The organism is Mesorhizobium huakuii (genome assembly GCF_014189455.1).
Lineage (GTDB): Bacteria > Pseudomonadota > Alphaproteobacteria > Rhizobiales > Rhizobiaceae > Mesorhizobium > Mesorhizobium huakuii_A.
The window spans coordinates 1,927,349-1,940,020 of sequence record NZ_CP050296.1; the positions used below are offsets into that span (position 1 = coordinate 1,927,349).

At 62.3% G+C, this 12,672-nt stretch carries 11 protein-coding genes and 1 pseudogene; 5 read left to right on the plus strand and 7 right to left on the minus strand.

Features of this window, described 5'->3' with window-relative positions:
• Positions 1-35: 35 nt before the first annotated feature.
• From HB778_RS09425 to HB778_RS09450, 6 genes are all read right to left on the minus strand, one after another.
• Complete coding sequence (locus HB778_RS09425; protein ID WP_183463287.1) at positions 36-1,142, minus strand: ABC transporter ATP-binding protein; 1,107 nt, start codon at positions 1,140-1,142, stop codon at positions 36-38.
• Positions 1,139-1,360, minus strand: coding sequence for a hypothetical protein (locus HB778_RS09430; protein WP_183463289.1), 222 nt, complete (start codon positions 1,358-1,360; stop codon positions 1,139-1,141). Before HB778_RS09430 ends, HB778_RS09425 begins: the two co-directional genes overlap by 4 nt.
• Complete coding sequence (locus HB778_RS09435) at positions 1,357-2,313, minus strand: carbohydrate ABC transporter permease (protein WP_183463291.1); 957 nt, start codon at positions 2,311-2,313, stop codon at positions 1,357-1,359. The genes HB778_RS09430 and HB778_RS09435 overlap by 4 nt, the downstream gene beginning before the upstream one ends.
• Position 2,314: 1 nt before the next feature.
• A complete protein-coding gene (locus tag HB778_RS09440) occupies positions 2,315-3,220 on the minus strand; it encodes a carbohydrate ABC transporter permease (protein WP_095199605.1) in 906 nt (301 codons plus the stop codon).
• Between the two features lie 66 nt (positions 3,221-3,286).
• Positions 3,287-4,603: an ABC transporter substrate-binding protein gene (locus tag HB778_RS09445; protein ID WP_183463299.1), complete on the minus strand. Its 1,317-nt coding sequence runs from the start codon at positions 4,601-4,603 to the stop codon at positions 3,287-3,289.
• Between the two features lie 358 nt (positions 4,604-4,961).
• Positions 4,962-5,648, minus strand: coding sequence for a TetR/AcrR family transcriptional regulator (locus tag HB778_RS09450; protein ID WP_183463301.1), 687 nt, complete (start codon positions 5,646-5,648; stop codon positions 4,962-4,964).
• Between the two features lie 51 nt (positions 5,649-5,699).
• Here HB778_RS09450 and HB778_RS09455 point away from each other — a divergent pair, with 51 nt between their 5' ends.
• The 4 genes from HB778_RS09455 (at position 5,700) to HB778_RS09470 (ending at position 9,358) form a co-directional block, all read left to right on the plus strand.
• Entirely contained in the window at positions 5,700-6,896 is a 1,197-nt protein-coding gene (locus HB778_RS09455; protein WP_183463304.1) for a Tm-1-like ATP-binding domain-containing protein, read from the plus strand.
• 11 nt (positions 6,897-6,907) lie between these two features.
• On the plus strand, positions 6,908-7,771 hold the full coding sequence (locus HB778_RS09460) for a phosphoenolpyruvate hydrolase family protein (protein WP_183463306.1): 864 nt from the start codon (positions 6,908-6,910) through the stop codon (positions 7,769-7,771).
• A gap of 4 nt (positions 7,772-7,775) precedes the next feature.
• The gene (locus HB778_RS09465; protein ID WP_183463308.1) at positions 7,776-8,192 is read left to right on the plus strand and encodes a cupin domain-containing protein; all 417 of its coding nucleotides are present in this window, start codon (positions 7,776-7,778) and stop codon (positions 8,190-8,192) included.
• Between the two features lie 236 nt (positions 8,193-8,428).
• Positions 8,429-9,358, plus strand: a complete 930-nt coding sequence (locus HB778_RS09470) for an IS110 family transposase (protein ID WP_183457385.1) — start codon at positions 8,429-8,431, stop codon at positions 9,356-9,358.
• Positions 9,359-9,504: 146 nt separating this feature from the next.
• Here HB778_RS09470 and HB778_RS09475 read toward each other — a convergent pair whose 3' ends face one another.
• A complete protein-coding gene (locus HB778_RS09475; RefSeq protein ID WP_183463310.1) occupies positions 9,505-10,695 on the minus strand; it encodes a M24 family metallopeptidase in 1,191 nt (396 codons plus the stop codon).
• Positions 10,696-11,058: 363 nt separating this feature from the next.
• Between HB778_RS09475 and HB778_RS09480 the strand changes: the two are divergent.
• A pseudogene (locus HB778_RS09480) lies at positions 11,059-12,670 on the plus strand (ABC transporter substrate-binding protein).
• Positions 12,671-12,672 lie beyond the last annotated feature (2 nt).

Consider the following 12,672-nt stretch of genomic DNA (forward strand, 5'->3'; position numbering starts at 1 on the left):
AGGCCAAATCGTTGGCCTTTCGTGTCCTCCGGCCATCACAATCTCACCCCCAATGACTTGCCGCTTGCCGTATCGAAGAAATGTGCCTGCTCTGGATCGATGCGGACATGGACCTTCTCGCCGGGGCCGGCGACATAGCCGGCCTTGGTGCGGGCGCGCAGCATCTTGGAGCCGATCTTGAGGTCGACAACATCGAAGGAGCCGAGTGGCTCGATGATATGCGCCTCGACCGGCACGTAGCCGGGCGCGGCATCGCGCCGGACGAGCACGCCCTCGGGCCGGATACCCAGCGTCAGCCCGCCATTGGCGGCGTGGCCGTTGAGCTTGGACAAGAGCTCACGCGGGAACTCGAAACCCGCGGGCGCATCGCCGATCGTGACAGTGGCGGCGCTGGCCGCTTCGGCAACTCTCGCGTCGGCGACGTTCATCACCGGACTGCCGACGAATTGGGCCACGAACAAATTGGCGGGGTGCGAATAGACCTCGTCCGGCGTGCCGACTTGCTGGATGAAGCCCTCATGCATGATGACGATGCGGTCGGCGAGACTCATTGCCTCGATCTGATCGTGGGTGACGTAGATCGTGGTCGAACCTTGCTTGATGTGCAGCCGCTTGATCTCGGCCCGCATCTCCTCGCGCAGCTTGGCGTCAAGCGCACCGATCGGCTCGTCCATCAGCATCGCCTTCGGCCGCCGCACCAGCGCGCGGCCGATCGCCACGCGCTGCATGTCGCCGCCGGAGAGCGCCGACGGCTTCTTGCCGAGCAGGTCGGTGATGCGCAGGACCCGGGCGACCTCGCGAACCGACTTGTCGACCTCGTCGCTGCCCATGCGCGTTGCACGCAACGGAAAGGCGATGTTCTCGAACACCGTCATGTGTGGGTAGAGCGAGAACGACTGGAACACCATTGCGATGTCGCGGTCGGCGGCCTTGAGGTGCTGCACCGGCTTGCCATCGATCAGGATGTCGCCCTGGTCGATCGTCTCGAGCCCCGCTATCGCGCGCAGCGTCGTCGTCTTGCCGCAGCCGGACTGGCCGAGCAGCACGATGAACTCGTTGTCGGCAATAGCAAGGTTCAGATTGTGGATGACCTGGACGGCGCCGAAGAATTTCTCGATGCCGCGAAGTTCGATCTGTGTCACTGCCGGGCCCCCCCATGCGCCGCCGCGCCGGTTTCCGCCGCGCGCTCCGGCGCGATTTTGGAGGTGACGTTGAAGCCGATTAGCCCGATCAGGATGATCGTCACGCCATAGGAATGCAGGCCAAGGCTCCACGGTTGGCAGAGCGCGACGATGCCCAGAACCATGAGTATCTGCGAAGCCGGCAAAAGGTACTTCTCATTGACCGCGCGAAAGCTCATTTGCGGATCGCTCCGAAGGTCACGCCGCGAAGCAGGTGGTTGCGCAGCAGGAAGGTGAAGATCGCGACCGGCAACAGGAACAGGAAGGTGCCCGCCGCGATCGTGGTCCAGTCCGGTAGACCGGAACCGATCTGGCTGGGGATGAAGGGCGGCGCGGTTTGCGCACGCCGGTTGGTCATGATCAGCGCGAAGGCATACTCGTTCCAGGCGGTGATGAAGCAGAAGACGGCGGTGGCGGCGATGCCGGTGGCAGCCTCCGGCAGCACGATCTTGAAGAAGGCCTGCATGCGCGTGTAGCCGTCGACCAGCGCCGCCTCCTCATATTCCTTCGGGATCTCGTCCATGAAGCCCTTCATCAGCCAGACCGAGAAGGACAGGTTGAAGGCGACGTAGAGAATGATCAGCCCGATATGCGAATCGTTGAGGCCGACCAGCCGGTACATCAGGAACATCGGGATCGCCACAACCACCGGCGGCAGCATGCGCGTCGATAGGATGAAGAACAGCAGGTCCGCCTCGCCGGCGATCTTGAAACGCGAGAAGCCGTAGGCTGTGAATGTTCCCATACCGACGGCGAGCACCGTGCTGATGATCGCCACGATCAGGCTGTTCATAAACCGGTTGGGATACTGCGAAAGCTGCACGTCCTTGCCGACCTTCAGCACCCGCTCGCCGCCATCATAGATGCGCTTCTCCCACCAAGGCGCGGCCTCGTAGACTTGCGGGTCGACGGCCTTCTGCATCTGCACGCGCTTGGTGAACAGACGGATGAACGGCGTGACCTCCGGCTGGAACAGCACGGTGGGCGGCACGGTGATCGCCAGTTCTTTCGGCTTGAACGCCGTCGAGGCGATCCAGTAGATCGGCGCCAGGAAGATCAGCGTCGCGATCAGCACCGAGACGATGGCGACGCGGTTGAGCGCGATTTCGCTGCTTGTACGAACTGCAGCCATCTCAACGCTCCTTCACCTTGTTGAGGTACTTGACGTAGAGGTTGGTGATGGCCAGCACCATGATCAGCACGATATAGGCCAGCGCGCAGGACTTGCCGGTGTCCCACTGCTGGAAGGCCTGCTTGTAGAGCCGGATCGCAATGAGCTCGGCGGTCGGCTGGGTCGTCATCGTGTAGGCAATGTCGAAGGTCTTGAAGGCTTCCATGGTGCGGAAGATCAGCGCGATCAAAAGGATCGGCGAGACCAGCGGCAAGGTGATGCGGGTGAAGGTGTACCACCAACCCGCGCGGTCGATCGCGGCGGCCTCGTAGAGATGCTGCGGCACGGCAGAGAGGCCGGCAAGCGAGAGCAGCATGACGAACGGCGACCACATCCAGATGTCGGTGATCGCGACGGCGTAAAGAGCGCTGTCGGGATTGGAGAGCCACGCAAAGTCGCCAAGGCCGAAGACATAGTTGATCGGGCCCCAGGACGGACTGTAGAGCAACTGCCAGAACAGGCCGACAACGGCCGCCGACATCATCATCGGCAACAGCAAAAGCGTGGTGATCAAGCCCTTCATCGGAAAGCTGCGATTGAGCAGAAGGGCGAGGCCGAAGCCAACGATCATCTGGCCGGCCACGGAAACAATGACGTATTTCGCCGTGATGACGAAATTCGACCAGATGTGATCGTCGCTGAGCAGTTCGCGATAGTTCTGCAGCCCGACGAACTGCCAGGGATCGCTGCGGTTCGCTGCGAAGTTCGTGAAGGAATAGCCCAGCGAGTAGATCAGCGGAAAGATGTTGAAGACGATCAGGAACGCCAGCGTCGGGATGATGAACACGTTGCGGATGGTCAGATCCGACCAGCCGCGCGCGGCGGCCCTTGAGGCAGGATCGAGATGGGTGAGGGCTACCGAAGCCAACGAGCGTCTCCCTGAAAACAGGAATGCCGGAGGGGAAATCCTCCTCCGGCATTCTGGCTGTGATGTTTACTTGTAACGATTGTACTTGGTGAACGTCGCCTTCCAGTCGGCGGCGGTCTTGTCGAGCGCTTCCTGGGCAGTGCCCTTTCCGCCGACCACGAACGGATAGATGTTCTGGTTCAGCTGATCGAGCACTTCGGCGTATTCAGGCGTCGCCCAGAAATCCTTGACCATGAACATCGTGTCGTAGAACGCCTTGTTGTAAGGCGTGGCCTTCTGAAAGGCGTCCGACTTCAGCACGGCCTGGCTGCAGGTGTAGCCGCCGAGCTCCGCCCACTTCTTCTGGGTCTCGTCCTTGATGAACCACTCCAGGAACTTCATCGACTCGTCCTTGTTCTTCGAATACGAGACGACTGAAATTCCCTGACCGCCGAGTGCGGCGAAGCGCTTGCCGTCCGGGCCGGCCGGATTGGCGAAGAAGCCCGTCTGGTCGGCAAAGGGGTTGGTGGCCTTGTTCACCAGCGGCGGGAAGAAGGCGAAGAAGTTCATGCTCATCGCGGCGAGCCCGCCGGTGATCGCCTGGTTGTCCTCCACGAAGAAGGTCTTGCCCCAGCCGGGAGGCGTGAACTTGTAGAGCTCCTTGTACATCTCGAGGCCGGCGACAGCCTCCTTCGAGTTGATGATGCCGTCGACCTTGTAGGTGGCGTAGTCGCCGAGATCGCCGCCATGGCTGAAGATGGCGCTCTCGACGCCCATCGCCATCGCGTCATAGGAATTGTCGGTGTAGATGGCGACGCCGTAGCGCTTCTGGTCCGGACGGTGGAAGAACTCGGCGATGTCGCGCAGCTGCGCGTAGGTCGTCGGCACGGCGAGGTCGTAGCCGTACTTGGCCTTGAAGGCTTCCTTCTCCTTCGGGTCCTCGAACCAGTCCTTGCGGTAGGACCAGCCGATCGCGTCGCCTTCCAGCGGGATCGCCCAGTATTTGCCGGAGCCGCCGGGATATTCGGCGTAGTACTTGATGGTCGCGGGGGCCATCACGTCGCCGAGCTTGTGCTGGTTGAAGAAGTCGGTCAGGTCGACGTAGTGACCTTGCGTCGAACCGGCGCCCAGCCATTGCGAGTCACCGACCACCATGTCGTAGGCGTCGCCATGCGCGTTGAACTCGGTGAAGGCCTTGGTCTGGAAATCGGGCCATGGCGTGGTCTGCACCGTGACCTTCACACCGGTCTCGGCCGTATAGTCGTTGACGAGTTCCTGCAGATAGTTCGCAGGATCCCATTCCGCCCAGAAAATGGTGAGTTCCTTGTCCTGCGCGTGGACGGATGTTCCGTAGGCAAGCGTCAGGCCGATACCAGCAAGCACGCTGGTCATTATCTTGCGCATAATGTTCCTCCCTGGTGCGCATTCTACCCTTGTCATGCGAGCCGGCAGCGTGGTCGGCCCTGGTAGTTCCTCCGGTGATGGCATTTCTCCGGTTTCGGGCCTCCTCGCCCTGCCGGAAAATGGATCGCAGCCCTCACTTTCGATCCGCTTTGTCGCTCCTAATCTGGTATTACCAATTCTAGATAGACGTCAAGTTCTTTCTTGAGCGATCGAGGGCGGCACGATAAGCCGTTCGGCGCAGCATCTGTCTGTTTTCTCTTGTTTTTCCTACTCCTTGATATGCAGTGGCCTTGTTTCCGGCTCCGTATCGCCATTAAGATCAGCATCCAGCTCAACTATCTGGTCGAACCAGATAATGTCATCCTGCACTTGGCGTCATCTCTCCACCGATCGCCGAATCGGCCATCGCGGCGCGCACCAGCACCCCGGCCGCCCATTGCGCCACGGACCTCGTCCCGCGGCTGTCCAGGCCCCATATATCCTTCAGCACGATCAGCACCTCGACGCCGAAGATCAGCGACAACGCCTGTGCCAGGCGCTTGAACTCGCGCGGCGGCAAATGCCCCTTGAGCGGCGCGATCGCTTGCTGCAGCAAGTCGACACGATGACCGCGCGTGAAGGCCGGCTCGCCGCCCAGCGTGCCAGCCTGGCGTCGCGCCCATTGATCGAGCGACAGCTTCAGCGCCGCCTTGAACGTTGCTTCAAAAGCCTCGATGCGCGGCATGGCCGTGTCGAACAGCTCCGCGACCCGGCGCTCGGCGTCCGCCGAGGTCGATTTCCAGGTCAGGATTGGTCCCAACCCCTCGTCGACGACAGCCTGCACCAGCGCCGCCTGGCTCGGGAAATAGCGATAGGCGGTGGCACGGGAAACTTGCGCCGCTTCCGCCACCTCGCTGACCGACGGCGTGACACCGGCCTGCATCAGCCGTGTCGCCGTCTCCAGCATCAGCCTTTTCGTGCGCGCCCGGGGTCCACGCTCCACGGCCTCGCCGCTTCCCCGCTCGGTGTCGCCGCTTGCAGCGGATCGTTGACGTGAGACATCCATGTCAATATGATACGCGCGTCTCAAAATTTGCAATAACCTTGGAAGGCGCCAATGAAGCGCATCTATGTGGTGGGCACCGCCGACACCAAGGGCGAGGAACTCGCCTTCCTGGCCGATGCGATCGCCGCCACGGGCGCCGCCGTTTCACGCGTCGATGTCGGAACACGCGAAGCAACCATCCCCGTCGACGTCACAGCGGAGGAAATCGCCAGCCATCATCCGGACGGCGGCACAGCCGTGCTCGGCGGCAATGACCGGGGTGCTGCGGTTGCCGCCATGGGCGTCGCCTTCAGCCGCTTCGTCCAGTCGCGAAACGACATCGCCGCCGTGATCGGCATTGGCGGCGGCGGCGGCACGTCGATCATCACGTCGGGCATGCGCGCCCTGCCGCTCGGCCTGCCGAAAATCATGGTCTCGACGCTCGCGTCGGGTGACACGGCTCCCTATGTCGATGTCTCCGACATCATCATGATGCCATCGGTGACCGACATGGCCGGGCTGAACCGGCTCTCCCGCGTGGTGCTGCACAATGCCGCCCAGGCGATAGCGGGCATGGCGGCAAGGCCGGCGCCGGCGCCCGACGGCAAGCCGTCGATCGGGCTGACCATGTTCGGCGTCACCACGCCTTGCGTGACGGCCATCGCCGACCAGCTTCGCACCGGATATGACTGCATGGTCTTCCACGCCACCGGCACTGGCGGCCGCAGCATGGAAAAACTGGCCGACAGCGGCCTGCTGTCCGGTGTCATCGACATCACCACGACCGAGGTCTGCGACCTCTTGTTCGGCGGTGTGCTGCCGGCGACACAGGATCGGTTCGGCGCGATCGCTCGCAGCAAAGTGCCCTATGTCGGTTCGGTTGGTGCGCTGGACATGGTCAATTTCTGGGCGCCGTCGACCATTCCGGAACTGTATCGGGGAAGACTGTTCTACGAGCACAATCCGAACGTCACGCTGATGCGCACGACGGCGCAGGAATGCCGCGCGATCGGCGAATGGATCGGCACCAAGCTCGCCCTCTGCGACGGGCCGGTGCATTTTCTCATCCCGGAAAAGGGCGTCTCGGCACTCGACATTGAAGGTGGCGCCTTCTTCGATCCGGAAGCCGACGACGTCCTGTTCGAAGCCATCGAACGCACCATCAGGCCGAATGGCAGGCGCCGCGTCACGCGCTGGCCGCTGCACATCAACGATCCCGAATTCGCCAGGGCGGCAACCGCCGCCTTCCTCGACATAGCCAGACACTGAGGTCCAAAAACATGCCCGCTATACCGCGCAAGGACATACTGAAGAAATTCCGGGGAATGATTGACAAGGGCGTGCCGATCGTCGGCGGCGGCGCCGGCACCGGCCTGTCGGCCAAAGCCGAGGAGGCCGGCGGCATCGACCTGATCATCATCTACAATTCCGGCCGCTACCGCATGGCCGGGCGCGGCTCGGCCGCAGGCCTGCTCGCCTATGGCAATGCCAACGAGATCGTCAAGGAAATGGCCTATGAGGTGCTGCCGGTGGTCAGACACACGCCAGTGCTGGCCGGCGTCAACGGCACCGACCCGTTCGTCATCATGCCGCTGCTTCTGGCCGAGCTGAAGACGATGGGCTTTTCCGGCGTGCAGAATTTTCCGACCATCGGCCTGTTCGACGGCAGCATGCGGCAGAGTTTCGAGGAGACCGGCATGGGCTTCGGGCTCGAGGTCGACATGATCGCCGAGGCGCATAAGCTCGACCTCTTTACCACGCCCTATGTCTTCAACCCGGACGAGGCGCGCGCTATGACAAAAGCCGGCGCCGACATCGTCGTCGCCCATATGGGCGTGACCACAGGCGGCTCGATCGGCGCCACCTCGGCCAAGTCGCTCGACGACTGCGTTGTCGCGATCGACGCCATCGCTGATGCCGCGCGCTCGGTGCGCAACGACGTTATCCTGCTTTGCCATGGGGGGCCGATCTCGATGCCGGATGATGCCCGCTACATTCTCTCACATGCCAAAGGCCTGCACGGCTTCTATGGCGCAAGCTCGATGGAGCGGCTGCCGGCGGAGGCGGCGATCGCGAGACAGACGGCCGATTTCAAGGCGGTGACGCTCGGTGATGAGAAAACCGCGAAGAAAAAGAAGGGATGAGACCATGACCGACAAGAGCAAGGTGTTTGTCTATCCGCAGGACGTCAGCGCCTTCGGTTTCGACTGGGGCAGGCTGGCGCTGACGGTCGCGCCTGAAGTGAATGGCGCTGAGCGTTTTTCCGGCGGCGTCGTCGACCTGCCTTCCGGCAAGGGCCACACCCGCCACAACCATCCAGGCGCCGAGGAAATCATTTTCGTCATCTCGGGCCATGGCGAGCAGATGGTCGAGGACGAGCAAGGCAATCCGGTGGTCGCCAAGGTCGGCCCCGGCTGCACCATCTATGTGCCGGAGAGCCGTTTCCACTCGACGCTGAACACCGGCGATGGGCCGATGCAGCTGTTTGTCGTTTACTCGCCGGCCGGACCGGAGCTGGTGCTGCGGGAACTGCCGGATTTCAGGTTGATTCCAGCGGGGCAGTGATCTTTCCTCCCCCTCGATTGCGGGGAGGCCCCCTCATCCGGCCGCTACGCGGCCACCTTTGTAACTTGCTGCGTGCCGACTCTGCTATTGATGCATGTGCGGTGGCGGGCGGAAGGCCGAACCATCTTTGGGCCCTTGAGCCCGCGGGAGAGCTTGGGTCTTCGTCCGCCGTTCCATCGAACCCGAACAGTCGCCTGGGCCGCAAGCGAAGCCCGATTAGGCAAGGATGGGACAGGATGGAAATCATCGTTGGCATCGACGTTTCGAAAGACCGCCTCGACGTGCATATCGCGCCGTCCGCAGAGGCTTTCTGGCTGGGCAATGACCACGCCGGGGTAGAGGACCTGGTTCGACGGCTGGCAGCCCTTTCCCCTACCGCTATCGGGCTGGAGGCAACTGGGGGCTTCGAGAATCTGGCGGTGGCTGCTTTGGCTGGCGCTGGCTTGGCGATTGTCGTGGTCAATCCAGCGCAAGTGCGCGCCTATGCCAATGCACTTGGCAAGCGGGCCAAGACCGATCCTCTCGATGCGGCTGTCATCGCGGCCTTCGTCGCCGCGACCAAGCCGGAATTGCGGCCTTTGCGTGATGCCGAGACCAGAACCTTGGCCGATCTCGTCGCCCGCCGGCGTCAGATTGTGCAGATGATAGTGGCCGAGGAGAACCGTGCGCGCACTGTCACCGCCAAACAGGCGCACAAAAGCATCAAGCGCCTGCTCGCCGCACTACGGCGCGAACTGGCAAGCCTTGATGCCGACATGGATGATCATATCCGCAAGTCTCCAGTCTGGCGGGTCAGGGAAAAGCTGCTTTCCTCGGTGCCAGGCATCGGCCCCGTCGTTGCCCGTACCATGATCGCTGAAATGCCAGAGCTCGGCAGTCTCGACCGCCGCCAGATCGCCGCGCTCGCCGGCCTCGCGCCATGGACAAGGCAGTCCGGCAAATGGCGGGGCAAGAGCTTCATTGGCGGCGGCAGGAGTCGCGTACGCGCCGTCCTGTTCATGGCTGCCCTCGTCGCCATACGTCACAACCCTGTGCTCAAAGCCTTCCGTGACCGCCTCGTCGAAGCTGGCAAACCCAAGATCGTCGCCGTCGTCGCCACAATGCGAAAGCTGCTCACAATACTCAACGCAATGATCCGGGACCAAAAACCATGGCAAGCCGCTTGACTGCCAAGACAGTCGCTCTCCCCGTGGGGGGAGAAGAGGAGAGCGCCAGCGCTGGCACCTCCTCTCCCCTCGGGGAGAGGTCGGATTGCCCCGAATTGCCCTTGCAATTCGGCTGGCAATCCGGGTGAGGGGGAGCGCCGTTCGCGCTAAGCCACCCCACCCCTGCTCCATCCCCGCCCCCGGTCCCCGAACATCACGTAACCAGCATCCGTCACCGCCAGCGTATCCTCCAGCTTGATGAAGCCTCGTGTCGGGTGAAGCATCGTCGTCTCCACCGACAGCACCATGTTCTTCTCCAGCGGCTTGGCCGCGTAGGTGCCTTCATAGGTGACCGGATGGTTGGTCATCAGGAATGGCGCCTCATGCGTGATCAGCCCCATGCCGTGGGCGAAGAAATCGGTATAGGGCGCCACCTTTGATTTCTTCAGGACGCCCTCGGCGTGCGAAATCATATCGCCGCCCAGAGTGCCCGCCTTGACCTTCGAGAACGCCGCCTGCTGCACCGTCTCGACCTCGGCCAGCAAATCCTCGAGTTCGGCATCCGGTTCGCCCAGAATGCCCATCCGGCAGAGGTCGCCAATATAGCCAAGATAATTGCCGCCGGAATCGATCGACAGCACCTCGCCCTTCTTCCACGCTTGTGGCGAGGCGGCGCGGTTGTGGCTGGAGCCCAGCGTCAGCAGGCAGTATTCGAAATGCGCGCCGCGATTGGTCTCCTCGCGCCGCAGATGCTCAATGATATCGGCCTTGGTCGTGCCTTCCCGAGCCCAGGCGATGGTCGCCAGCATGGAATCGGTGATCAGCTCGGAGGCGGTGCGCAGCTTCTCCAGTTCCGCATCGGTCTTGATGGCGCGCATACGCTCCAGCATGTCGGTCGCATCGATCAGCTTGGCATCCGGCAACGCCTTGCGGATCAGCGTGTAGGCATCAGACGGCAGGAAGCCGGGCTCGATGCCGATGCGGGCACCCGCCTTGCCGATCTTTTGCAGATGTTCGACGGCGAGGTTGGCGGCATCGAGCGTGCCCCAGCAGGCGGCATGCAGCGTCGGCGTCCAGAACGGGTTGTTCTGATGCTCGCCGCCTTCCATGCGATTGCCGATATAGGCCGCATGATCCGGTCCGCCTTTTTCGTACACGACGATCGGCAGGTAGCGGCTGTGGCCGATCGCATCCATGGCGGCGAAGAAGATGAATTTATAGCCGCCCAGCAGATACTGCGTGTTGTGCTTGGAGGTCGCGAGCAGCACATCGATGCCGGCCTCCTCCATCAGCCGGTCGACTCTCGCCTGCTCGAACGGGATATTGCTGACGGCACTCTTGCCCGGCGCAATGTTCATCTCTCTCTCCCTGAATTGCCTGGGATCGACCTTGTTCCGCTCCCAATCCCTCGGCTGTGGATCAAATCTGCACCATTTTGCCCGTTCTGGTCTAGCCAGAAATGTGCCAACGACACGGCCCGACTGTCACCAAGTCGTCATCCGTCGCCTATCCGCGAAATCTGGTCCTACCAGATTGGTTGAATTGAACCATTCTCTTGAACTGGTCCAGCGGACGAAAATTTCAAAGCCAAGCAAGGATGCGCCAATTCCGTCTCTGGCGAAACCCTCGGCAAGGCTCATAATCGCTCTCGCAAGGATGCCGGTGCCGGCATCCGAGGGGTTGTCGCGCCGATCGGGTCGCGGAGAGGACGGAGTTCGATCATGTCAGGTTTCACGATTTCCAGACGCAAAATGCTTGCCGGCTCGGCGATGCTGCTGGCCTCCACCGCCATGCCGATATCAGGCTGGGCGCAGACGCCGAAGAAGGGCGGCCGCCTGGTGCTCGCTGCGGATTCCCGAGCCACGCAACCTCAACCCGGCGATCGTCGCCTCCAACGGCGTCTTCTTCATCTCCAGCAAGATCGTCGAGACGCTGGCCGAAGCCTCCTTCGACGGCAAGGACGGGCTTGCGCCACGCCTGGCGCTGAGCTGGGAAGGTGCCGCCGACGGGCTCTCGGTGACATTCAAGCTGCGCGACGGCGTCAAATGGCATGACGGCAAGCCGTTCACCTCGGCCGACGTCGCCTTCTCGGCGCTGCAGATCTGGAAGCCGCTGCAAAATCTCGGCCGCACCGTGTTCAAGGATCTGGCCAGCGTCGAGACGCCTGACGATCTCACCGCCGTGTTCAAATTCGCCAAGCCGACGCCATTCCAGCTGATCCGCAATGCGCTGCCAGCGCTGTCGAGCGTGGTGCCGAAACACGTCTACGAAGTCGGCAAGATCGAGGACAATCCCGCCAACAACGCCCCCATCGGCACCGGTCCATTCAAATTCGGCGAGTACAAGGCCGGCCAGTATTACAAGCTGACGAAGAACACCGATTACTGGGGCAAGGACGAGCCCTATCTCGACGAGATCATCTATCAGGTGCTGCCCGACCGCACGTCGGCTGCGAGCGCGCTGGAAGCGGAAGAAATCCAGCTCGCCGCCTTCTCCGCCGTGCCGCTGGCCGACCTCGACCGCATCTCCAAGGTGCCGGGCCTGAAGGTGATCACCAAGGGCTATGAGGGGCTGACTTACCAGCTCGTCGTCGAGATCAACCATCGCCGCAAGGAACTGGCCGATGTGAAAGTGCGGCAGGCGATCGCGCATGCCATCGACAAGGACTTCGTCGTCAAGACGGTGTTCCTCGGCTATGCCGCGACGGCAACTGGCCCGGTGCCGAAGAACGATCCGCAATTCTACACCGCCGACGTGCCGACCTATGCCTTCGATGTCGCCAAGGCCAACGCACTGCTCGACGAGGCCGGCTACAAGAAGGGCGCTGACGGCAACCGCTTCACGCTGAAACTTTTGCCGGCGCCCTATTTCAACGAGACCAAGCAGTTCGGCGACTATCTGCGCCAGGCGCTCGCGGCCATCGGCATCGACGCGCAGTTGGTCAACAACGACTCCGCCGCGCACATCAAGGCCGTCTATACCGACCACGCCTTCGACCTCGCGGTCGGCCCGCCGGTGTTCCGCGGCGACCCGGCGATCTCGACCACCATCCTGGTGCAGAGCGGCATTCCGGACGGCGTGCCGTTCTCCAACCAGGGCGGCTACAAGAACGACGCGCTCGACGCGCTGATCGCCAAGGCCTCGGAGACGCTCGATACATCGGCCCGTACCGACCTCTACAAGGAGTTCCAGAAAGAGGTGGCCACCGACCTGCCGCTGATCAACGTCGCCGAATGGAGTTTCATCAGCGTCGCGCGTGATACGGTGGGCAATATTGCCAACAACCCGCGCTGGGCGGTTTCGAACTGGGCGGACACATATCTGGAATCGTGACA

What these genes read in the sequence shown, in the direction of transcription:
- HB778_RS09430 (WP_183463289.1), bottom strand. Translation starts at nt 1,360, where the DNA reads ATGAGCTTTCGCGCGGTCAATGAGAAGTACCTTTTGCCGGCTTCGCAG.
- HB778_RS09435 (WP_183463291.1), bottom strand. Translation starts at nt 2,313, where the DNA reads ATGGCTGCAGTTCGTACAAGCAGCGAAATCGCGCTCAACCGCGTCGCC.
- HB778_RS09445 (WP_183463299.1), bottom strand. Translation starts at nt 4,603, where the DNA reads ATGCGCAAGATAATGACCAGCGTGCTTGCTGGTATCGGCCTGACGCTT.
- HB778_RS09450 (WP_183463301.1), bottom strand. Translation starts at nt 5,648, where the DNA reads ATGGATGTCTCACGTCAACGATCCGCTGCAAGCGGCGACACCGAGCGG.
- HB778_RS09455 (WP_183463304.1), top strand. Translation starts at nt 5,700, where the DNA reads ATGAAGCGCATCTATGTGGTGGGCACCGCCGACACCAAGGGCGAGGAA.
- HB778_RS09460 (WP_183463306.1), top strand. Translation starts at nt 6,908, where the DNA reads ATGCCCGCTATACCGCGCAAGGACATACTGAAGAAATTCCGGGGAATG.
- HB778_RS09465 (WP_183463308.1), top strand. Translation starts at nt 7,776, where the DNA reads ATGACCGACAAGAGCAAGGTGTTTGTCTATCCGCAGGACGTCAGCGCC.
- HB778_RS09470 (WP_183457385.1), top strand. Translation starts at nt 8,429, where the DNA reads ATGGAAATCATCGTTGGCATCGACGTTTCGAAAGACCGCCTCGACGTG.
- HB778_RS09475 (WP_183463310.1), bottom strand. Translation starts at nt 10,695, where the DNA reads ATGAACATTGCGCCGGGCAAGAGTGCCGTCAGCAATATCCCGTTCGAG.